This is a genomic window from Limnobacter sp. G6BE5S (assembly GCF_058448965.1).
The window spans coordinates 55,812-77,082 of the sequence record NZ_JBZFLM010000003.1 but is presented as its reverse complement, the minus strand read 5'-3'; the positions used below and the strand labels follow the sequence as shown (position 1 = coordinate 77,082).

General features: G+C 53.9%; 19 protein-coding genes. 11 read left to right on the top strand and 8 right to left on the bottom strand.

Annotation, left to right across the window (positions count from 1 at the left end; all coding sequences use genetic code 11):
* Nucleotides 1-93 precede the first annotated feature (93 nt).
* The 10 genes from ACVL1J_RS06100 (at nt 94) to ACVL1J_RS06055 (ending at nt 9,529) form a co-directional block, all read left to right on the top strand.
* Nucleotides 94-981: an SDR family NAD(P)-dependent oxidoreductase gene (locus ACVL1J_RS06100; RefSeq protein ID WP_341237456.1), complete on the top strand. Its 888-nt coding sequence runs from the start codon at nt 94-96 to the stop codon at nt 979-981.
* A gap of 12 nt (nt 982-993) precedes the next feature.
* Nucleotides 994-1,920 (top strand): ferritin-like domain-containing protein, encoded by a 927-nt coding sequence (locus tag ACVL1J_RS06095; protein ID WP_159572411.1) that lies wholly within the window; start codon nt 994-996, stop codon nt 1,918-1,920.
* Nucleotides 1,921-1,937: 17 nt separating this feature from the next.
* The gene (locus ACVL1J_RS06090; RefSeq protein WP_341237455.1) at nt 1,938-3,530 is read left to right on the top strand and encodes a flavin-containing monooxygenase; all 1,593 of its coding nucleotides are present in this window, start codon (nt 1,938-1,940) and stop codon (nt 3,528-3,530) included.
* Nucleotides 3,531-3,690: 160 nt separating this feature from the next.
* The gene (gene chrA, locus ACVL1J_RS06085; RefSeq protein ID WP_341237454.1) at nt 3,691-5,040 is read left to right on the top strand and encodes a chromate efflux transporter; all 1,350 of its coding nucleotides are present in this window, start codon (nt 3,691-3,693) and stop codon (nt 5,038-5,040) included.
* A gap of 25 nt (nt 5,041-5,065) precedes the next feature.
* Nucleotides 5,066-5,476: a PaaI family thioesterase gene (locus ACVL1J_RS06080; protein ID WP_159572417.1), complete on the top strand. Its 411-nt coding sequence runs from the start codon at nt 5,066-5,068 to the stop codon at nt 5,474-5,476.
* A gap of 27 nt (nt 5,477-5,503) precedes the next feature.
* Complete coding sequence (locus tag ACVL1J_RS06075; protein WP_341237453.1) at nt 5,504-6,055, top strand: NADPH-dependent FMN reductase; 552 nt, start codon at nt 5,504-5,506, stop codon at nt 6,053-6,055.
* Nucleotides 6,056-6,189: 134 nt separating this feature from the next.
* Nucleotides 6,190-7,053: a flagellin N-terminal helical domain-containing protein gene (locus ACVL1J_RS06070; RefSeq protein WP_394672674.1), complete on the top strand. Its 864-nt coding sequence runs from the start codon at nt 6,190-6,192 to the stop codon at nt 7,051-7,053.
* A 181-nt stretch (nt 7,054-7,234) separates the two neighbouring features.
* Nucleotides 7,235-7,942 carry an ABC transporter permease gene (locus ACVL1J_RS06065; RefSeq protein ID WP_159569750.1) on the top strand — a complete coding sequence of 236 codons (708 nt, stop codon included), beginning with the start codon at nt 7,235-7,237 and terminating at the stop codon, nt 7,940-7,942.
* Entirely contained in the window at nt 7,935-8,696 is a 762-nt protein-coding gene (locus tag ACVL1J_RS06060; RefSeq protein WP_341237452.1) for an ATP-binding cassette domain-containing protein, read from the top strand. Before ACVL1J_RS06065 ends, ACVL1J_RS06060 begins: the two co-directional genes overlap by 8 nt.
* A gap of 14 nt (nt 8,697-8,710) precedes the next feature.
* Nucleotides 8,711-9,529, top strand: coding sequence for an ABC transporter substrate-binding protein (locus tag ACVL1J_RS06055; RefSeq protein ID WP_341237451.1), 819 nt, complete (start codon nt 8,711-8,713; stop codon nt 9,527-9,529).
* 3 nt (nt 9,530-9,532) lie between these two features.
* Here the strand turns inward: ACVL1J_RS06055 and ACVL1J_RS06050 are convergent, their stop codons facing one another.
* From ACVL1J_RS06050 to aroQ, 5 genes are all read right to left on the bottom strand, one after another.
* Nucleotides 9,533-10,423: a substrate-binding domain-containing protein gene (locus ACVL1J_RS06050; protein WP_491665184.1), complete on the bottom strand. Its 891-nt coding sequence runs from the start codon at nt 10,421-10,423 to the stop codon at nt 9,533-9,535.
* On the bottom strand, nt 10,420-13,560 hold the full coding sequence (locus ACVL1J_RS06045; protein WP_341237449.1) for an efflux RND transporter permease subunit: 3,141 nt from the start codon (nt 13,558-13,560) through the stop codon (nt 10,420-10,422). The genes ACVL1J_RS06050 and ACVL1J_RS06045 overlap by 4 nt, the downstream gene beginning before the upstream one ends.
* Nucleotides 13,557-14,744, bottom strand: a complete 1,188-nt coding sequence (locus ACVL1J_RS06040; RefSeq protein WP_341237448.1) for an efflux RND transporter periplasmic adaptor subunit — start codon at nt 14,742-14,744, stop codon at nt 13,557-13,559. Before ACVL1J_RS06040 ends, ACVL1J_RS06045 begins: the two co-directional genes overlap by 4 nt.
* A 2-nt stretch (nt 14,745-14,746) precedes the next feature.
* The gene (locus ACVL1J_RS06035) at nt 14,747-16,153 is read right to left on the bottom strand and encodes an efflux transporter outer membrane subunit (RefSeq protein ID WP_341237447.1); all 1,407 of its coding nucleotides are present in this window, start codon (nt 16,151-16,153) and stop codon (nt 14,747-14,749) included.
* Between the two features lie 111 nt (nt 16,154-16,264).
* Entirely contained in the window at nt 16,265-16,696 is a 432-nt protein-coding gene (gene aroQ / locus ACVL1J_RS06030; protein WP_159569762.1) for a type II 3-dehydroquinate dehydratase, read from the bottom strand.
* Nucleotides 16,697-16,834: 138 nt separating this feature from the next.
* On the opposite strand from aroQ, the gene ACVL1J_RS06025 reads away from it, so the two are divergent.
* The gene (locus tag ACVL1J_RS06025; protein ID WP_159569764.1) at nt 16,835-17,608 is read left to right on the top strand and encodes a glutathione S-transferase N-terminal domain-containing protein; all 774 of its coding nucleotides are present in this window, start codon (nt 16,835-16,837) and stop codon (nt 17,606-17,608) included.
* 494 nt (nt 17,609-18,102) lie between these two features.
* On the opposite strand, the gene ACVL1J_RS06020 is transcribed toward ACVL1J_RS06025, so the two are convergent.
* The 3 genes from ACVL1J_RS06020 to ACVL1J_RS06010 all read right to left on the bottom strand — a co-directional run bounded on the left by ACVL1J_RS06020 (nt 18,103) and on the right by ACVL1J_RS06010 (nt 21,113).
* The gene (locus ACVL1J_RS06020; RefSeq protein WP_341237446.1) at nt 18,103-19,227 is read right to left on the bottom strand and encodes a beta-ketoacyl-ACP synthase III; all 1,125 of its coding nucleotides are present in this window, start codon (nt 19,225-19,227) and stop codon (nt 18,103-18,105) included.
* A gap of 70 nt (nt 19,228-19,297) precedes the next feature.
* Nucleotides 19,298-20,716, bottom strand: coding sequence for a UDP-glucose dehydrogenase family protein (locus tag ACVL1J_RS06015; protein WP_491665183.1), 1,419 nt, complete (start codon nt 20,714-20,716; stop codon nt 19,298-19,300).
* Nucleotides 20,717-20,888: 172 nt separating this feature from the next.
* A complete protein-coding gene (locus ACVL1J_RS06010; protein ID WP_491665182.1) occupies nt 20,889-21,113 on the bottom strand; it encodes a hypothetical protein in 225 nt (74 codons plus the stop codon).
* Nucleotides 21,114-21,271: the final 158 nt, after the last annotated feature.

The following is a 21,271-nucleotide window of genomic DNA, read 5'->3' as shown; positions in this document are numbered from 1 at the left end:
GGAAATATCCGAATTGAATCCGAACAAACGTTCGTTTTAATATGACATTGTTCAATGTCACGGTCGCTATGTCAAGCGCAACAGGATTTACACATGTTCGGAAAGAAAATTACCAAGGGCGCCAATGCGGTGGTCACCGGTGCAGGCAGCGGCATAGGCCGCGCGTTTGCACTTGAAATTGTGCGGCGGGGCGGGCGTGTGGTGTGTGCCGACATTAGCCTGGAACGTGCACAGGAAACTGTGGACCTGATTATGGACCTGGTGGCAGGCAAGCTGAAAAACCCCGACCTGGTCTTTGTGCCGCAGGCCTGGGCCGTGAAATGCGATGTCAGCAAATTAAAGGATGTGGAGGCGTTGGCTGAAGAAGCCGAAAGGGTGTTCGGCGGCAGCGATGAGAACACCGCCATTGACCTGGTGGTGAACAACGCAGGTGTTGGCGCCGGTGGCAAGCCGATTGGTGAAACCACAATCGACGACTGGAAGTGGACCATTGGTGTGAACCTGTGGGGTGTCATTCATGGTTGCCATGTGTTTGCCCCGCGTTTGCGCAAAAAGGGTGCGGCGGCCAAGTGCGGCATCATCAATGTGGCTTCCACGGCAAGTTTTGCTGCTGCACCGTTGATGAGTGCCTACAACGTGACCAAAGCGGGCGCGCTTGCACTGAGTGAAACACTGGCAGCCGAGATGGCCGGAACCGGTGTGAATGTCACCGCGCTGTGCCCCACCTTTGTAAAAACCAATATTACAAACGACGGCCGCATTGATGCCGCTTCCAGCAAGCTCGCCAACAAGCTGATGGAGTGGACCGGTGTGTCTGCCGACGGGGTTGTGAAAGAAACACTGAATGCATTGGACAAAGGGCAGTTGTATGTGTTGCCCCAGTTGGATGCCCGCATGATTTGGCGCATGAAGCGCTTGATGCCCCGCAGCTACGCGCGCGGTGCTGGTTTATTGGCCCGTGTGGCCGCCAAAGCTTTTTAAGGAGTACACAAAATGCCTCAACTTGATCTTGAAAAAACACTGCGCCGTATCAAGGAAAATCAATGGGCCTTGGCTGACATTGATTGGGATGCACCTGGTCGCGAAATGATCTCGGATGAACAGTGGCCCAAGCTGAAGGCCTTCATGGCCGACCTGACCTGGATTGAGCACATTGGTGCGCGCGGTTTTGCGGCCATGGCCAAGAAAGCACCGAATGACACCTTGAAGGAAATTTACACCTGGTTCCATGCAGAAGAACAACGCCACGCCAATGCCGAACTGGCTTTGATGCAGCGTTGGGGCATGCTGGAAGAGGGCGAAATTCCTGAGCCCAACATTAACTTGCGTTTGACAATTGACTGGCTGGACAAATACAGCGACGACATGCCACTGAGCGTACTGGGAAGCGTAATTCCCATGCTGGAAGTGACGCTGGATGGCGCGTTGTGCAAGTTTTTGCTGGATGAAGTCAAAGACCCCGTGTGTCATGAAGTGTTCAAGAAAATCAATGCCGACGAGTCGCGCCACCTTGGTGTGGATTTCCATGTGCTTGAAATGATGGGGCACGGTCCGATGTACCGCCTGGCTTTGGAAACAATTGCCACGGCCATCAACCCCAAATTGTTGTTGGGCGTGGCGGTTTACTTCCCCTTGCTGAACCGCATGCGCGACAACATTGTGACCATGGGTTTGAAGGAAGAACGGCTGTATGAAGCCATGGCCAAGTTCGAGAAATACGGTGGTGAAACACCGGAAGGCCGACGCAACCCTTGGTACCAAGTGATGCGCATGCATGGCAACTGGGTGATTAACCGCAAAAACCGTTTGTACCACGTGCCTGTGGATGCCGCTGTGAAAGCGTCGAACTACATCCCGAAAAGCTGGTTGCCACAAGTGCCAAGCTGGGTGAACAAACTGACCTGGCACACCACCGCGTAACTGAACTGGAATTCGCTATGACAACTGAACAACTGAAACCCAACAAGCCGCGTGCGCAAGCGTTGAAAGCCGAGCCGGGTGCAAGAACCACAGCACGAGCCGGTGCGGGCACTCGCCGCAAAACAGCCAGCAATGGCGGCGAGCATGTGTACGACACACTGATTATCGGTGCTGGTTTTGCCGGTTTGGGTACAGCCATCAAACTGCGTGAAGCGGGTGTGCACAATGTGGCCATTCTGGAGCGCGCAGCAGAAGCTGGCGGCACCTGGCGCGACAACCAATATCCGGGTGCTGCCTGTGATATTCCGTCGAATCTGTACAGCTTTTCGTTTGCGCCCAACCCCAATTGGTCACGCAGCTATTCCGGCAGCAAGGAAATTCTGGGGTATGTGCACAGCCTGGTGAATGATTTTGGCCTGGAAAAGCTGATTCAGTACCAGCAGAACGTAACGCGTGTGGAGCTGGACGATACGCAGGGCGTGTGGATGATTCACACCGACAACGGGCGCGCGTGGAAAGGCAAAACCGTGATCATGGCCAGTGGGCCTTTGGCCAATGCCAGCTTTCCGAAAATTCGTGGCATTGAAAATTTCAAAGGCAAGAAAATTCACAGTGCACAGTGGGACCACGACTACGACTTCACCGGCAAGCGGGTGGCTGTGATTGGCACGGGTGCCAGTGCCATTCAAATTATTCCGGAGCTGGTGAAAAAAGTCGACAAGCTCAAGGTGTTTCAGCGCACGCCAGCCTGGGTGATGCCACGCCCGGATTTCTCAACATCGGAGTTGAGCAAGAAGGTTTTTGCCAAGTTGCCGTTTACACAAAAAGCCATACGTGAGGCTTTGTATTGGACACACGAAAGCATGGCCTTGGCGGTGATCTGGAGTTCACCGGTGACCCGGCTTGGCGAGCGTTTGGGACAGGCGTTTTTGAAATCCCAAGTACCCGACCCGTGGATGCGCAGGCAATTGAAGCCCGATTACAAACTGGGTTGCAAGCGTATTTTGGTGAGCAATGATTATTACCCGGCGCTGCAAAAAGAAAACTGTGAACTGATTACCTGGCCAATTGCCAATATCGTGGAGAAGGGCATACGTACCTCTGAAGGCATTGAACACCGAGTGGACTGCATTGTGTTTGCCACCGGGTTTGATGTGCCGAAAAGCGGTACGCCGTACCCTGTGAAGGGTGTGGGCGGGCGTGATCTGGCAGAAGAATGGAAGCGCGGTGCGCAGGCTTACAAAAGCATCAATGTGAGCGGCTACCCGAACCTGTACATCATGTTTGGGCCCAACAGCGGCCCTGGCCACAACTCGGCCTTGGTGTACATGGAGCAACAAATTGCCTATGCGGTGAAAGGCATTCGCACCATTCTGGATACGAACTTGAAAATGCTCGATGTAAAGCCCAATGTGCAGGCCAAACACAATGCCGACATTCAAAAGCGACTGGCCAAAACCAACTGGAATTCGGGTTGTAAAAGCTGGTACTTAACTGAAGATGGTTTTAACGCCACCATGTTCCCCGGTTTTGCCACGCAGTATGCCGCGCAAATGTCCAAGTTTGATGTGAAGGCTTATCGGCAGGTGAAAGCAGATGTGCAGGTTTGAAATGTGATTGATTAAGGTAGTGGGAGTAGTGTGGCCCCCAGTGACTCGTGACGGTCCTGGGGGTTTTTTTAATGCTGGCTGATCCAGTTCATTGAGTGCCGCTTTGTGTTGACCAAGTATGGGATAAGATTAGCCGTCCAATCAATGACCTTGCTGATCAATGTCCACACCTGCTGCTCAAATGACTGATCTTGATCAACCCCCCGCACCTGTTAGCTTGATGCAGGCTTTCTGGTTTTGGCTGAAGCTGGGTTTTATCAGCTTTGGCGGACCTGCCGGGCAAATTGCCATCATGCATGAGGAGTTGGTTGAACGCCGCCGCTGGATTTCCGAGAAGCGCTTTTTACATGCCCTGAATTACTGCATGCTGTTGCCTGGCCCCGAGGCTCAACAGTTGGCCACCTACCTTGGGTGGCTTATGCACCGCACTTGGGGCGGGGTGCTGGCTGGCGCTTTGTTTGTATTGCCCTCCCTGTTTATTTTGATTGTGTTGTCGTGGGTGTATATCGCGTATGGCGATGTGCCGCTTGTAGCTGGCATTTTCTATGGCATCAAGCCAGCGGTTACCGCAATCGTGTTGCATGCAGCACACCGAATTGGTTCGCGTGCCTTGAAGAATAACTGGATGTGGGCAATTGCAGCGGCTTCTTTTGTGGCCATTTTTGCAATGAACGTGCCGTTCCCCATTATCGTGGCCACAGCGGCCATCATCGGCTTTCTGGGCGGAAAGTTTTTCCCTGCCAAGTTCAATGGCAGCGGCACCCATGCAAGCGCTAAAAAATCGTACGGTGCCGCATTAATTGACGACAACACCCCAACACCTGAACATGCCCGTTTCAGCAAAATTCATTTGGCCAAAGTGGTGGCAGTGGGTGCATTGCTGTGGCTGGTCCCCATGGGTTTGCTTACCGCAAGCCTGGGTTGGCAAAACACCTTCACGCAAATGGGCTGGTTTTTCACCAAGGCAGCATTGCTGACCTTTGGCGGTGCGTATGCGGTGCTGCCTTATGTGTACCAAGGCGCAGTAGGTCATTATGGGTGGCTTACCCCCACACAAATGATCGATGGCTTGGCCTTGGGTGAAACCACGCCGGGCCCACTGATTATGGTGGTTGCTTTTGTAGGCTTCGTGGGTGCTTATGTGCAGGCCGCTTTCGGTCCCGACAACGCATTCATCGCCGGTGCGCTGGCTGCGGCCTTGGTGACCTGGTTCACTTTTCTACCTTCGTTTTTGTTTATTCTGGCGGGTGGCCCACTGGTTGAAAGCACGCACGATGATTTGAAATTCACGGCGCCACTGGTGGCCATTACTGCTGCGGTGGTGGGTGTAATTGTTAACCTGGCTGTGTTTTTTGGCTATCACGTGTGGTGGCCGGAAGGTTTGAATGGCCAGTTTGACTGGCGCGCTTTTTCGCTCACCATTGCCGCCTTGCTTGCACTGTTTTATTTCAAACGCTCGGTGATGCAAGTACTGGGTGCGTGTGCACTGATAGGACTTGCACTTTACTGAATAATCAACAACACGGAGACAAAGTTTGATCACCAAAGAAATGATGAACAAGTTCATCAACACGCAATTTCCGCAAAGCAAAATCACAGTTGAACATGTAGACGGAGACTCTGCCACGATTCGCCACAAGATCACGGAGGCGGAATTGCGCCCCGGTGGCACGGTGTCGGGGCCTGTGATGTTTTTGGTGGCTGATTGCGCGCTGTACGTGGGTATTCTGGGGAGAATCGGCATTGTGCCTTTGGCGGTGACCACCAATATGAATATCAACTTTTTAAGAAAACCCTCAGCAGACCGCGACATCATCGGCGTGTGTAAGTTGATCAAGGTTGGCAAAACTTTGGCAATTGGCGAAGTGTCTGTGTACTCTGAGGGCTTGCCCGAACCCGTGGCGCATGCCGTGGGCACCTACGCCATTCCGCCCAAAAAAGACTGATCGCGTCCAATCAAAAGGAGCACAACCATGAGTAACACCATTCGCGTACTGGGTATTTCAGGAAGCCTTCGTGCAAAGTCTTGCAACACGGGTTTGTTGCGCGCGGCAGCGGGGCAGTTGCCCCATGGCATGGAAATGCACTTCGCCAATTTGATCGACCTGCCTTTTTTCAATGCTGACCTTGCGGAAAGACCGGCTGCTGTTCAAACCTTTTTTGACCAGGTGAAACAAGCCGATGCCTTGTTACTGGCCTGCCCTGAGTACAACTATTCAATTGCACCGGCCCTGAAAAATGCGATTGACTGGGCTTCGCGTTACCCGGACAACGCCTTGCTGGCCGGCAAGCCAGTGGCCATTTGTGGCGCAGGCGGCGGCATGGGTACTGCGCGTGCCCAGTACCACTTGCGGCAGGTGTGCGTGTATCTCGATTTGCATCCCTTGAATAAACCCGAGGTGTTTGCCAGCGCATTTTCAGGCGGATTCGATGCAGACGGTAATGTGACCGACGAGAAAATCAAGTCAAACCTGGCTGCCCAGTTATTGGCCTTGAAAACATGGAGTCTTCGCCTGAAAGGGTAGGGGTGAAAAAAAATTTCACTTCAGCCCTAAAGAATCATTTTTTCCAAGCGTTAATGAATCATGAGCAGCGCACGACAGTGCACGACACTGAAGGCGACTAGCTCCTAACTAAATAAATTGCTTGGAGAAATATCATGCTAGGAATCAACACCAACGTAGCCTCACTGACCGCCCAAAAGAACCTGTCTGGTTCAGGCATGGGTTTGAACAACGCGATTGCCCGCCTGTCCTCAGGCCTTCGTGTAAACAGCGCCAAAGACGACGCAGCAGGCCTGGCCATTGCCGAGCGCATGCAAGCCCAAATCAAGGGCTACGATGTGGCCGCCCGCAACGCCAACGACGGTATTTCACTGTTGCAAGTGGCCGACGGCGCCATGGGCAAGATCAGCGACAACCTGCAACGGATGCGTGAACTCGCAGTGCAGGCCAAAAACGGCACCCTGAACGACACCGACCGTGTAAACCTGAACCGCGAATACGCGGAGCTGGCCAACGAAGTGGATCGCATTGTGACCGGTAGCACCTTCAACGGCAACAACATGTTTGATGCCGCCAACAAAACACTGAGCTTCCAGGTGGGCACCGGCAACGCGGTTTCCGACACCTTGGCACTGAATTTGACTGACGATGGTCTGGCTGCAGGCAATGACCTGAGCACCATCATGGCCAACGGCGCTGCAAGCATTCAGGCCAACCTCAATGGTGTGGACACGGTAGCGAACGCCACCACCGCGATCACCACGCTGGACGCCTCGATTGACGCCATCACCGGCATTCGTGCTGTGGTGGGTGCGGGCCAAAGCCGACTGGAGCAGGTGGCCTCGTTTGCCGACTTGTCCAGCACCAACTTGCAAGCCGCACGTGGACGGATCATGGATGCAGACTTTGCCAAGGAAACGGCAGCACTGACCCGCTCACAGATTTTGCAGCAGGCTGGCACCGCCATGCTCGCCCAGGCCAACCAGTTGCCCAACAACGTGCTGAGCCTGTTGCAGTAACCCTGAATTGACCAAGCACTGGCTGATCTGACTAGCATCGGATCAGCTGGTTTCGGCAGGGGACATTCCCGGATTCGGACCATTCGTCCTCTGCCTTTTTTCTCCCCGCTGGTGTTTGTACCAATGACATCACGCACCATTTGGCATTAAACTGCATTTATTCCGTAAAAAATGCATATAAATGCAAGATTTCTCTCAAGCCTTTGTACAAGCCTTTACCCTGATCGGGCAAGCTGACCCCACGTTGATCGACATCATTGCTTTGTCGCTTCAAGTCACGTTCACAGCCGTCTCCATTGCATGTTTGCTTGGTTTTCCAATCGGGGCTGCTTTGGCCATTGGCCGGTTTCCAGGGCGAATGGTGCTGGTGGTGTTTCTGAATTCCCTCATGGGTTTGCCACCGGTGGTGGTGGGTTTGGTCATTTACCTGTTTTTATCAGCGGCAGGGCCCTTGGGGTTTCTCCAATTGCTTTACACCCCCACAGCCATGGTGATTGCGCAGGTTGTGCTGGTAACCCCCATTGTGGCGGCGTTGGCCCGGCAAGTGATCGAAGACCTGTACGGCGAATACGACGAAATGTTGCGCGCCATGAATGCCAGTCGCATTCAGACCATTTGGACCCTGATTGTGGATGCACGCTATTCCTTGCTGACCAGTGCGTTGGCTGGCCTGGGCCGTGCGCTGGCCGAGGTGGGGGCCGTGATTATTGTGGGGGGCAACATTGCCAACGTAACCCGTGTCATGACCACCACCATTGCGCTTGAGACCTCGAAGGGTGAATTGGCCCTGGCGCTTGGTCTGGGCATTATTCTGATTGTGCTGTCCATTCTCATCAATGCCGGCCTGTTTCTTTTAAAGCAGGGCGCACAGAAGAGGGCCTATGCTTAAGATGAACAGCGACCTGGTGTTACTTGCCCCACAGAAACCTTTCTCGGGTTTTTTACCGATCCAGTTCGAGGGGGTGCACCTTTCGTTTGGCAAACACCGCATTTTCAGTGATCTGAACCTGAAAATCGACGGGCCGGGCATCACAACCATCATGGGTCCCAACGGCGCAGGAAAAAGCCTGATTTTGCGACTGCTGGCAGGCCTGATTGAGCCCGGCAAAGGATGTGTTCACTTCAGTGGCTTGAATCAAACACCCCGTGATCAAATCGGTTTTGTATTTCAGCGCCCTGTGCTGTTGCGTCGCAGCGTGGAAGCCAACTTGTGGCATGCATTGGCCATTGCTGGAAGTGATCGAGGCCAGCGCCACCTGCGTGCAAATGCTTTGCTTGAGTTGGGGGGCATGCAGCACCTTGCAAAATCGCCAGCGCGAAAATTGTCTGGTGGTGAACAACAGCGGCTTACTTTGCTGCGTGCCCTGGCTGCCAAGCCCGGGTTGTTGATCCTGGACGAGCCCAGCGCCAGCCTGGATCCCCAAGCCACAGCCTTGATCGAAAACATTGTGCTGCGTGCCAGCCAGTGTGGTGTGAAGGTGATCGTGGTGACGCATGACCAAGGGCAGGCAGCTCGCCTGGCTGACGAAATTGTGTTTGTTCACAAAGGCGAAGTGCACGCCACTCAACAAGCGGATGAATTTTTGAAGAACCCCGCAAGTCGAGAGGCCAAGGCTTACCTTGCTGGCGAATTACTGATTTAAACGAGGAGACCCACGTGCCAAAAAAACTCAGGCTGGCCATTGCAGTGCTGATCAGTGGCCTGTTGGTTCAGGCACACGCCGCCGACAAGTTCATTCTTGTGCAGTCTACAACTTCGACCCAGAACTCGGGTTTGTTTGATCACCTGTTGCCAGTTTTCAAGGCAGAGACAGGCATTGAGGTGCGTGTGGTTGCCGTGGGCACAGGACAGGCTTTGAAAAATGCCCAGAACTGTGACGGTGATGTGGTGCTGGTTCATGCCAAGGCGGCTGAAGAAAAGTTTGTAGCCGACGGTTATGGTGTGAAGCGCACGGATGTGATGTACAACGACTTTGTCGTGGTGGGCCCTGGCAATGACCCGGCTGGTGTGGTGGGCTCCAAGGAGGCCGTGAAATCGTTCAAGGCAATCGCCGAAAAGAAGGCCTTGTTTGCTTCGCGGGGCGATGACAGCGGCACGTACAAAAAAGAAATTGAATTGTGGAAGGCGGCCAATGTGGATGTGAAAGCAGCCAGTGGCAGGTGGTACCGCGAGACCGGCTCGGGCATGGGCGCCACCTTGAATACAGGGGTTGGCATGGGAGCCTATGTATTGGCGGATCGTGCCAGCTGGATCGCGTTTGGCAACAAAAGCAATTTCAGAATCGCAGTAGAAGGAGACCCCACGCTGTTCAATCAATATGGCGTGATCGCGGTGAACCCTGCGAAATGCCCCAATGTGAAAAGCGATTTGGCCAATACCTTTGTGAACTGGATTGTGTCACCGAAAGGGCAGGCTGCAATTGCAGCTTACAAACAGAATGGGCAATCCCTGTTTTTTCCCAATGCACCCAAATAAAGCTTAGGCGTTCCACACCACGGTGCCCAGCGCCGCGGTGTTGTAGCCAGCAAATTCTTGCGCCTTTTTCTGGAACACATCGCTTGCCGTGAATTGCATCAGTGTTTGAAAGGGTGGTTCAAACCAGGCTTTCCGGCACAGAATCAAATCAAAATTTTCTTGCTGCGTTGGAACAAAACCAAGGCCGAATTGCAGCGCCAAGGCTTGCAAGCCGGGTGCAGCATCGGCTTTGCCGCTGGCGACAGCTGCAATGGTGTCATTTTCGGTTCGGCAGGTTTCGGTGATATTCAATTGCGCCATGCTCAAATTCTTGTCGCGCAGCAGGTGTTCAAACAGAATCATTCCGCCTGCGCCAGCCTGTCGTGTTGCTACATTCAGCGAAGGCAGACTGGCAACATTTGTAATTCGTTTCGGATTGCCTTTGGCCACGATCAAACCCTGTTGCCGTGTTGCCCAACGCAGTAACACCACATTGTTTTTCGCGAACCGGGCTTGAACGGCATGGGTGTTCCATGTCTCGTCATCTGGACTCAAAACATGCAGGCCGGTGGCCACGGCACCATTGTTTTCGAATACATCGAGCCCGCCCAAGCTGCCATCAAACTGCGTGGCCAAACCGCATCCCGATTCGCGTATGGCCCATTCCAGAAGTGGGTCATGGCTGCCGGTCACCACCTTGGGTCGCAATGGTGTTGTTGCGTCAGCAGCCTGTAATTCTCCGGTGCGTATCCAGTGCATCAACGCCGCTTTTGGAAACAGCAATTTGCCAGTGGCTTTGACGCAGGGAATTTCTTGTGCGCTGACCAGGTCGTACAACTTGCGTTCCTTGATGCGCAGCAGTTCAGCCACTTCCTTGGTGGTCAAAAACTCGGTGTTGTCCAGACCTGAATTCATGTGGTGCGGGTTTCTTCCAGTTTGGTCAAATCGATTTCATTGGGCTCAAGGCCCGGGCTGGTGCCCAGCAAACGGCGTATATCGTCGACCATCAAATACAGGCAAGGCACTAGCAACAGTGTAATGGCAGTGGCAAACAAAATTCCGTAGCCCAGTGAAATGGCCATTGGGATCATGAACTTTGCCTGGCGCGAGGTCTCAAAAATCATGGGGGCCAGGCCACCAAAGGTTGAAATGGTGGTCAGCATAATCGGTCTGAAGCGCCGCACGCCCGAGGTACAAATGGCATCGTACGGTGTCATGCCCTCACGCACTTTTTCATTGGCGTGGTCTACCATGACCAGCGAGTCGTTCACGACCACGCCCGCCAAAGCAAGAATACCCATCATCGACACAATGCTGATGCTATAGCCCATCATCAAGTGACCCACAATGGCACCAAATATTCCGAATGGAATCGCGAGCATCACCACGAATGGTTGCAGGTAACTTTTAAATGGAATGGCCAGCAATACATAAATGATCAGAAGCGCGACCAAAAAGCCTTTACCCAAACCAGCCAAGGCCTCCGAGAAGTCTTGCTGGCGACCCGCGAAGCTGTAGCTCAAGCCCGGGTAATCGGCCATCAACTTGGGCATCAATTCTTGCACAGTGGCGTTTTGTACTTGCTGCGCCTGGTTGCGCGGATTCACGTTGGCGGTCACCGAGATGGTTCTGCGGCCATCTCGACGGGTGATGTTAGCCACCGCGCGGGTGTCATCAAACACTACCAGCGAATGCAGTGGTACCAGCGTGCCTTGTGGTGTGCGAACCAACAGGTCGCGGACATCGGTTTGTGCCGATCGCTCGGTTTCCGGGCGCATCACCAGCACCTTGACCTCGTTGCGGCCACGTTGCTGGCGCAATGCTTCTGAACCAAAAAACGCAGCGCGCACCTGTCGGCCAATTTCGTTGGAGCTTAGGCCCAAACGGCGCGCTTCTTCCTTCAAGGTGAAGCTGAATTGCTCTTTGCCATTTTGAAAACCATCGTCAATTTCAGACACAATGGGGTAGTTGGCCAGTTCACGCGCGAAGGCCTCGCTGGCTTGGCGCAAGGTGTCGACATTGCGGTGGCTTAACTGCACGGTGAAGGCTGGCCCGCTGCCGGGTCCACCCGAGTCGGCGGCAAAGCGAATGGTTTCCACGCCGGGAATGTTGCCAACATCAAGCCGCCACTGTTCGGTGAATTCCGCTGTGGGCACGGGGCGTACACCCGGCGGTGTCAGGTAGGTTTTAATCGTAATACTGTTTTCATTCACACTGGCGTAAATGCCTGTGCTTTGTCGCTCACCGCCAGTGGCCTCGACGGTTTTCAGGGCGCTGGCCACAATTCGGTCCCGGACCAGATTGACCTGTTCATTGGTGCTGCCCAAGGGCAGTTGTACGCGCACTTCGGATTGATCGGACTCTACCTGGGGAAACAGCTCAAAGCCCATGCGACCGCTGACAGGCCAACTGATGACCAATACCATCAGTGCAATGCCCACGCCCATGGACAGGTATCGATATTCCACACATTTGTGAACAATCGGCGAGTAGCGCAGTTCAATGAACCGGCTGAACCCTTTGGAAAACTTTTGCTGCCAGTTGTGGAATTTGCCCGTACCTTCTTTGCTGTTGGCCAGGTGGGCCGGCAAAATGAAAATGGCTTCAATCAACGACACCACAAACACCGTGCACACCACCAGCGGAATTACACCCCATATTTTTCCCAAAAAACCAGGTACAAACAGCAAGGGGGCAAACGCAGCAACATTGGTCAAAATGCTGAAGGTGACCGGCACGGCCACATCACGTGCCCCTTGAATGGAGGCATCCAGCAGGGTCATGCCTTGTTGCCGGTACTCGTAGATGTTTTCGCCTGCAACAATGGCATCGTCCACCACAATGCCCAAGGCAACAATGAAGGCGAACATGGAAATCATGTTGAAGGTGACGCCGAACAGGGGCAGCAGCAACATGGCGCCCAGGAAGGCGATCGGAATACCCATGGTGATCCAGAAGGCCAGTTTCCAGTCCAGGAAAATGGTGAGCAAGACCATGACCAATATCAATCCCATGATGGCATTTTTGGCCAACAGGTTTTGCCGTTGTTTGTAGGTGTCTGAACGATCGCTGACCACTGAAATTTCCACACTCTCGGGCATCAAGGGGCGAATTCGTTCCAGTGCCTCTTGCGTGGCTTCGGAAATTCCAATGGGGGTTTGTTCACCAATGCGTGACACTGAAATTTCAATGGATGGCTTGCCATTGAAGGTGGCGTATTTGTCCACATCCTGAAAGCCGTCGCGCACATTGGCAATGTCGCCAAGCTTCAAAGGCGTACCACTGACGGGCGACACAATTGGAAGCGCCGCAAACTCTTTGGCAAAATCGCGTCTTTCCGAGACACGCAACAAAATCTCGCCGCTTTGAGTTGAAATACTGCCGCCAGAAACCTCAACCACATTGGCCCGAATGTTGTCGGCGATACCTTGCAGCGTCAAGCCATAGGCGTTGAGTCGGGCTTCGGGTACTTCAACATGAATTTCCTGTTCACGAATTTCGCTGAGGTCAACCTGAGTGATTCCCGGATTTTGCAACAATCCATCGCGCACCTCCTCGGCCAGGTTGCGCAGTGACAATTCATCGGTGTCGCCATGTACCACCAAGGTGACCACGCCACGCTTGCGTGCGGTCAGCGACACATTGGGTACTTCAGCATCGCCGGGGAAGGTGGTGATGCGATCCACCTCTTGCTTGATTCGATCGTACACAGCCTGTGCGTCTTCCGATTCGTCAATCTCGATGAGCACGTTTGCGGCACCTTCATTGGCGGTGGAGTTGACTTCCACAATGCCCTCAATGGCCGATATGGCTTCTTCAACAGCGAGCACAATGCCTTGTTCTACATCTTCAGGGCTGGCGCCTGGGTAGGCCACTGAAACGGTGACCAGGTCGAGTTCAAATTCTGGAAATACTTCCTTGGTCATGTTCATGAAACCAAAGACACCGCCGATCAGGCACACCCACATCAAGATATTGGCGGCCACTGTGTTTTTGGTCATCCAGGCCAGTGGGCCTGAACGGTCTACCCGACGACGACTGGCGGCATTCATTTGGCGGCCTCGTTGGTGCGTTCATTCGTGCTTTCATTCGTTCGAATGGCCATGCGATTCACGGGTGCACCGAGGTTCGATGTGACGATCTCGTCGTCGTTTTTCAAACCTTGATCGATCAAGACATACTCGGCTGAACGGAAGGCAATGTTGACCGGTCGAATGTCGAGTTCGCCGCCGTCGTTTACCCACACCTTGTTGTCATGCACGGAGGACGACTCAATTTTGAACACATTGTTCAGCTCAATGCCATCGAAGCGCACTTTGACATACTGGGACAGTAGCAAGGGCTGCAAGTTTTTTTCGCGCGTGCGTGGTACTTCCACCAGCACCTGCGCTTGTCGCCCACTGTCTTGAACACTGGTTTGCAAGCTAAGCACCTTGCCTTTGTGGCAACCTTGCTCGCTGCTGCTTGCATCGCTGGCACACACGGTGGAGCCGGGCTGTTTGCCTTCAGGAAACTTGATCCATTTCAAATCCGACTGGGGTACTGCCACATTGATCCAGTAGGCCTCACTGCTGGCCAGCACACCAAGTGCGGTGGTGGCGCTGACTTGCGCGCCCACGCTTGCTTCACGACTTACCACAACACCATCGAAGGGGGCACGCAATACAGTGCGTTCCAGGTTGACTTTGGCGCGATCAACGCCAGCTTGAGCCGATTGAACTGTGGCCTTGGCGGCTTCCAGCTGCGGCTTGCGCAATATCAGTGCACGTTCACGTTCATCGACATTCATGCCAAGCAATTCGAAATCGGATTGCGCCACCACCTGGTTACCCTGTTCGGTTGTGAGAGTCGACTGTGCCTGGGCCAGTGCAGCTTGGGCTGTTTGTAATTCAATGCGGTAATCGGTGTTGTCCAGCTGCACCAGCACATCGCCTTTTTTAAATGAAGCGCCTGGAACAAACTTTGGGCCAATGCTTTGCACTGCGCCACTAACCCTGGCTTGCAAAGTAATTTGTTGCTCGGGTTCGACGATGCCGTATCCAAGCAAAGTCACGTTGTAGTCCCCGGCTTTGACAGGTGCGGTGGTCACCAGCCGTGCAGTTTTTTCAGGCGGCTTGCGACTGGCCGTGGGGGCTGTAGCCACCAACATTTCTGATCCAATAACACCCAGTGTCACCACACCGACTGCCAGGCCAATTTGCACCCATTTGCGTTTGAAAAAAGTTTGTTGGCTCATGACTACCCTGCTGCTTTAGTTTGTGGAATGCTGCCCGACAAAGCCCTGTACAAGGCAATGCGAAAGCCCACCAATTGTTGTTGTGCATTCACCAGATTCCGCCTTAGCTGACTGGTGCTTTGTTGTGCATCCAGAATGGCCAGGTAATCGACTGTGCCGTTGCGGTAGCCTGCAAACAAGCGGTTCAAGCTGAGTTCAGCCAACTCAAGCTGGCGTTGAAAACTTTCCATTGCGTCGCGTTGTCGGGTTTCCTGAATCAGTGCATTGTCCACGTCGGCCAGCGCATTGATGGCCGCTTCCTGATATTGGGCAACAGCCTGATCCAGCAAGGCCTTTTGGCGCGCTACCTCGGCCGAGCGTGCGCCCCCGTCGAACAGGGGGGCAACCAGGTTGACACTCAAGTTGCGCACCCAGTTGTCGAACAACAAATCGGAATCCCGGGTTTGGTCGCTAAAGCTGGCACGCAGGCTGAGTTGTGGAAACCGGTTTGCAATGGCGGCCGCCACGTTTCGATCGGTGGATAAAACTGTAGACCATGCCTGTTGAACATCCGGACGGCGGTTAAGCAATTCAGCCGGAAAGCCGGTTGCTGGCAATGGGGGCAGGGTGGGCAGATTCTCGCGGTTCAGGCTGATTTTGTTGGGCGGCTGCCCAAGCAACAGTGACAGGCTGTTAAGCAACACGTCGCGATTGGACTGGGCCTGAGCCAGGTTGCCTTGTGCTGACTCGACCAGTTGCCTTTGTTGCAACACATCGGAGGCAAGCGCGCTACCCTGGCGAAAACGCAATTCCACCAGTTTCAGGTTGGTCTTGAAACTGGCCAGTTCTTGCTCAAACAGGCGCACGGTTTGGTCTGCAGCAACCCATTGAGACCAGGTGGTGGCCAGTTGGCCTGCGATGGTTATTCTGGCGGCGTCGAGTTCGTATTGTGTGGCTTGCAGTTGCAACTGAGCAGCCTGGGCGGTGTTACGCACACGCGACCACAGATCAATTTCATAACTGGCCACAAAAGAGGCCGATGTAAACAGCCCGCGGTTGTTGGTGGCTTGCCCCTGAATGCTGGTGCCTTTCACTGTGTTTTCTTGCCGACCGGCATTCAGGGTGAGAGAAGGAAAGAAGCTGGCCTGTGCGGCATCCAGGCTGGCTTGCGCTGCGCGCAGCCTTGCGGCGGTGGCTTCAAGGCTCAGGTTGTCGGCTTGCGCCTGTTTCATCAGTGTGTTGAGTTGTTCGCTGGAAAAACCTGCCCACCAATCTGCCGGGGCTTGCACCGCATTTGGGTTGACCAAGGGTTTGAAAGTGGCGTTCTCAAATCGAGAGTCAATTTCTGGCTTCTTGGACTCAACGGTGGCACAAGCGCTTAGCAGCAGTGCCAATGCAAGGGGCAGCAGGGGTTTGAGGTGGTGCTTCATGGTGTCGTTTTTCTTGTTGAGTGCCCATCAGACCACAGTCTGGGGCTGTTTGTTCAGCTGTTAACTGATCTTTACAAAATTGAACCGGAAATCACCATGCCCCCGCTTTACTTACTTGGACGCGAGGTGCCGCAAGGCGTACACATACCCTTGCCAGCCCAGCCCGCAGATCACGCCTTCAGCCAAGTCTGAGAAATAACTGTTGTGGCGGAAACTCTCACGTTTGTAAATGTTCGACAGGTGCACTTCAATGAACGGAATGGCAACGCCTGCCAGGGCGTCGCGCAGGGCCACGCTGGTGTGTGTGTAACCGGCCGGGTTGATGACGATGCCTGAGATGTCTTCTGTTTTGGCTTTGTGAACGCGCTCAATCAGGGCGCCCTCGTGATTGCTTTGAAAGGTCATCAATTCGAAGCCATCGGTGAAAGCGATATTCTTCAGGGCCTTTTCAATGTCAGCCAAAGTCATGTGTCCATAAATACCGGGCTCGCGCGTGCCCAACAGGTTCAGGTTGGGACCGTTGATCAGCAGCAGTTTTTTCAAGTTTCTTCTCCGGTGCAGGTGTGTTTGAAAAAATAGTAACAAGCAATGCGGCGGGCTAGGGGGTTTCGTCTACACTGCGGACACGTTCGCGCACAAAATAACGACAAATTTCGAACAATTCCAAGACAGAGGCACTCTATGAACACCAATATCGACGCAATTTTTAACTTGTTGGCTGGCACAGCGCGTGGCTGGCGCGGCACGGGGATCACGGCCCGTGCCCGCAAAGCACCAGAAAAAACATTGAAACTGTATGACATCGAGATCAGCCCTTACTGCCGACTGGTGCGTGAGGCTTTGAGCGAGATGGATCTGGATGTGATGATTTTGCCATGCCCTGCAGGTGGCAAGCGGTTTCGCGGCGAGGCGCGCGAGACGCTGCCTGGTACCAAGTTTCCAATGCTGGTGGATGAGAACACGGGCGTGGTAATGAACGAGTCCGCCAATATCATTGATTACCTAGCCAAAACTTACCAGAGCAAGCTGAAAAGCCAGCAAGGCTTTGGGCGCAAAGTGGCAGTGGGCTCATCGATGCTGGCCAGTTCATTTCAGTACCGCATTGGTGGTTTTCAGGGCATGAAAGCCCGTCCTTCCAAAGCGCCAGTTGAGCCTTTGGTGCTTTACAGTTTTGAGTCCAGCCCCTATTCCAAGCCTGTTCGTGCCCGTTTGTGCGAACTGGAAATTCCGTATCTGTTGAAGAATGCGCCCAAGGGTGCAATGACCGATATGGGGCCTCCCGTATTCCGCGACAAGCTGTTCAAAGGCCCCAAAGGCACCACGCGCAACCGGACTTGGTTGGCAGAAAACACTGGCAAGGTGCAGGTGCCTTATTTGATCGACCCGAATACGGGTGTGGCGATGTACGAGTCCAACGACATTTTGCGGTACCTGGATAAGACATACGGCGCGTGAACAGTTTGTTACGCTGGCGAGGGTCTACTTGCAGTCGCTAAGCTAGCCCAAGCGCATGCCCTCTCTCGCCAGAAAACCTGTATTTCCCTTTTTGAGATTCACCCTGACTCACCTCGCTCGGCAAAAGGGCGAGCCGAGTCTCGGTGCCGGCCTTTGGCCGACCGTGGCGGTTGAATTCAAACGGGCAGGTTTTCTTGATCGGCGCTGCGAGGGCATTGCAACCTGAGCTAGCTTAGCAAATAGGCAGGTGACTTGCGGCGCGTACAAGGCTGGCGTAAAGCAAGGTTTGGGTGCTTCACCGCCTTGCCGGCTTTGCAAGGCTTCCCGGCGGCTTCGCAGCGAGGGGCGATCCGCAGGATCGATGCGAAGACGCTTAAGCGTTTCGCATGCCCCAAGCCAGAGGCATCGAGCCGGATCAGAAGCATTGCTGAGGCAAGGTGATGTGGCACCCACACCGAAGCTTGGTCACGCACGCGCATCAAAGCATTCAGCGTTCAGGTCTTGCGAACCACCACGCTGCCAATTGAATAACCTGCCCCGAACGAGCAGATCACGCCGACGTCACCACCGGTCAAGTCATTTTTGTGGCGGTGGAATGCGATCACTGAACCTGCAGACGCGGTGTTGGCAAATTCGTCGAGAATCACTGGTGCCTTGTCGGCGGTGAATTCGCTGCTGCCCAACAGTTTTTTGGCGATCAACTGGTTCATGGCCAGGTTGGCCTGATGCAGCCAATAGCGGCGTACATCGGTGGCCGAGCTCAAGCCCAGGCTTTGCAAATGTGTGCTCATGTGTTCGGCGGCCATGGGGCACACTTCCTTGAACACCTTTCGGCCTTCTTGCATAAACAGCTTGTCGCGTGCGTTTGGATCCGCATCTTCCGAGCGGTTCAGGAAACCAAAGTTGTTGCGAATGTTGTTGGAATACTTGGTGGCCAGTTTGGTGCCCAGTACTTCCCAGCTGCCTGGCTTGGCGTCTTCAAGGCGTTGCACAATGACCGCGGTGCACACGTCGCCAAAAATAAAGTGGCAATCGCGGTCCAGCCAAGCCTGGTGGCCCGATGTAATTTCGGGGTTCACCATCAACACAGCGCGCGCGGTGCCGCTGCGCACGGCGTTTACAGCCTGTTCAATACCAAAGGTGGCCGATGAACAGGCCACATTCATGTCGTATCCAAACCCTTCAATGCCCAAGGCTTCCTGAATTTCAATCGCCATGGCCGGGTAGGCGCGCTGCATATTGGATGCGGAACAAATTACCGCGTCAATGTCGGCAGCCGTAAGCCCTGCGTCTTCCATCGCTTTGCGGCCAGCGTCCACTGCAATTTCAGCCATCATGGACAATTCAGAATTCGGGCGCTCCTTGAAATAGGGGTGAAGGCGGTCCGGGTTCAAAACCCCTTCCTTTTCCATCACATAGCGTTGCTTGATACCCGATGCGCTTTCAATGAAGGCCGAGTTGGAGGGCTGCAGGGGTTGAAGCTCGCCGCTGGCAATCTCAGAAGCGTGTTCTTCATTGAATTTCGCCACGTAGGCGTTGAACGACTCCACCAATTCATCGTTGGTGATGGTTTGGCTGGGTACGAAAAGCCCTGTGCCGCTGATGGCTACCTTGATCATTGCGCTCGTCCTGGGTGGATGATTGTTTGTTTTGTCTCTTGCGCAATGATAAAGGCAAAGGCGTTAAATTTTAAGACGCCAAGCGCATTTGCTCCACGGGCATACCCTGATCGGCAGGTTCGGCCCTGCGCCCAACACCTTCGTAAATCAGGCCGTAGTCGGCCAGCAGCGCGGGGTCGTACAGGTTTCGGCCATCGAATACGGCTTTCTGGCGCAGGGTGCGGCTCAACATCAAAAAGTCGGGGCTTTTGAACATGCGCCATTCGGTACACACAATCAAGGCGTCGGCATTGAACAGGGTTTCTTCCTGGGTTTTGGCGATTTCAAATTCACCCAGCAAGGGGCCGTCTTGCCTGAATGTGGCCAGGTCTTCTTCCATGGCGCGGCGGGCGGTTTCATTGGCCACGGGGTCAAAGGCCTGCACTTTCGCACCGCGAAGCACCAGTTCGGCAGCAATGGTGCGGCTGCTGGCCTCGCGCATGTCGTCGGTTTCGGGTTTGAAAGCCAGCCCCCACATGGCAAAGGTCATGTTGCTAAGGTCTTCACCAAAGCGCTGGATGATCTTCTCGACCAGCACACGCTTTTGGCGCTGATTGCTGTGGTTCACCGCCCGCAAAATCGACAGGTTTTCGCCCGCTTCTTCGCCGGTCTGAATCAGGGCACGAACGTCTTTGGGAAAGCAGGAGCCACCAAAGCCACAGCCTGCATACAAAAAAGAAAAGCCGATTCGGGGGTCTGAGCCAATGCCCGCACGCACCTGTTCAATGTCGGCGCCAATTTTTTCAGCCAGGTTGGCCAGTTCATTCATGAAGCTGATTCGGGTGGCCAGCATGGCGTTGGCGGCGTACTTCGTTAGTTCGGCTGAACGCACATCCATGCACATCAAACGTTCATGGTGGCGCTGGAATGGCGCGTACAGCGACTTCATCATGCGCAGGGCGCGCTGGCCGGTGGGTGTGCTGTCGGTGCCCAGCACAATTCGGTCGGGGCGCAGAAAGTCGTCAATCGCTGCCCCTTCTTTCAGAAACTCGGGGTTGGACACCACTGTGAATGCATGCAGGGCATTGCGCTGCACCAGCACGCGGCGCACTTCGTCGGTTACACGTTCACCCGTACCCACGGGCACTGTCGACTTGTTGATGACAACCTTGAAGCCATTCATGTGCATGGCAATTTGCTGTGCCACTTTGACCACGTGGCGCAGGTCGGCACTGCCGTCTTCGCGGGGTGGGGTGCCCACGCAGATGAAAATCAGTTCAGCGTGGTTAACGGCATCTGCAATCTGGGTGGTGAACTCCAGGCGTTGCTCACGAATATTGCGCTCGAGCAGTTCATCCAGGCCAGGTTCGTAAATCGGGCTTTGACCGTTTGTAAGTTGGACAATCTTGGCTTCGTCAATGTCGCAACACAAAACTTTGTTGCCGACTTCGGCCAAACAGGCGGCCGTAACAAGGCCTACATATCCACTGCCAATAATAGAAACGCGCATGTGCTTTGCTTTGATGAGTGATCAATGCGAGCAGTGTGTTGTGGCAGTGTTGCCTGCGTTTGACAGATTTAAGACTGGATTGTGACAGCGGAAGGGGGAACTGCAGAGGATGTAAGGTTGCGGTACAGGTTCGGCGAAGGCGGCAGTGCTTGCCGCCTGTTCACCGCCCGCATTATTGCAAAGTCAGTTTGTTGTTTTGGCTGAAACGGCGCATTTGATGAACCACTGCCAAGGCGACTTGACCTACAACCAAGCAACCAGCAGCCAACAGGTTAGGGCCTTCAAAGCCGGTGCCATTGATGTAATGTACGCCTGCGTTGATGGTGAAGCCTGTGGTCAACATGGCCATGAACAAAATGCCTGGTGTGCGAACGACTGAGTCGATAAAGTTTTTCATTTTGGTATCCCTTTTCATTTGATGCGAAATTGGGGCTTTCGCTTTAACCCGGCAGACACTTTGTTTGTTCTGCTTGGAATTAATTGTGCACACTTGTGCACTGAAAATCAAATTATTTTGTTAGAGATACCTTTCTAAAATGTTAAGTAATTGATTAA

Bases quoted from the DNA above. Each gene is read 5' to 3' on its own strand.
- ACVL1J_RS06100 (WP_341237456.1), top strand. From the start codon at position 94: ATGTTCGGAAAGAAAATTACCAAGGGCGCCAATGCGGTGGTCACCGGT.
- ACVL1J_RS06095 (WP_159572411.1), top strand. From the start codon at position 994: ATGCCTCAACTTGATCTTGAAAAAACACTGCGCCGTATCAAGGAAAAT.
- ACVL1J_RS06090 (WP_341237455.1), top strand. From the start codon at position 1,938: ATGACAACTGAACAACTGAAACCCAACAAGCCGCGTGCGCAAGCGTTG.
- chrA (WP_341237454.1), top strand. From the start codon at position 3,691: ATGTCCACACCTGCTGCTCAAATGACTGATCTTGATCAACCCCCCGCA.
- ACVL1J_RS06075 (WP_341237453.1), top strand. From the start codon at position 5,504: ATGAGTAACACCATTCGCGTACTGGGTATTTCAGGAAGCCTTCGTGCA.
- ACVL1J_RS06070 (WP_394672674.1), top strand. From the start codon at position 6,190: ATGCTAGGAATCAACACCAACGTAGCCTCACTGACCGCCCAAAAGAAC.
- ACVL1J_RS06065 (WP_159569750.1), top strand. From the start codon at position 7,235: ATGCAAGATTTCTCTCAAGCCTTTGTACAAGCCTTTACCCTGATCGGG.
- ACVL1J_RS06060 (WP_341237452.1), top strand. From the start codon at position 7,935: ATGCTTAAGATGAACAGCGACCTGGTGTTACTTGCCCCACAGAAACCT.
- ACVL1J_RS06050 (WP_491665184.1), bottom strand. From the start codon at position 10,423: ATGAATTCAGGTCTGGACAACACCGAGTTTTTGACCACCAAGGAAGTG.
- ACVL1J_RS06045 (WP_341237449.1), bottom strand. From the start codon at position 13,560: ATGAATGCCGCCAGTCGTCGTCGGGTAGACCGTTCAGGCCCACTGGCC.
- ACVL1J_RS06040 (WP_341237448.1), bottom strand. From the start codon at position 14,744: ATGAGCCAACAAACTTTTTTCAAACGCAAATGGGTGCAAATTGGCCTG.
- ACVL1J_RS06035 (WP_341237447.1), bottom strand. From the start codon at position 16,153: ATGAAGCACCACCTCAAACCCCTGCTGCCCCTTGCATTGGCACTGCTG.
- ACVL1J_RS06025 (WP_159569764.1), top strand. From the start codon at position 16,835: ATGAACACCAATATCGACGCAATTTTTAACTTGTTGGCTGGCACAGCG.
- ACVL1J_RS06020 (WP_341237446.1), bottom strand. From the start codon at position 19,227: ATGATCAAGGTAGCCATCAGCGGCACAGGGCTTTTCGTACCCAGCCAA.
- ACVL1J_RS06015 (WP_491665183.1), bottom strand. From the start codon at position 20,716: ATGCGCGTTTCTATTATTGGCAGTGGATATGTAGGCCTTGTTACGGCC.
- ACVL1J_RS06010 (WP_491665182.1), bottom strand. From the start codon at position 21,113: ATGAAAAACTTTATCGACTCAGTCGTTCGCACACCAGGCATTTTGTTC.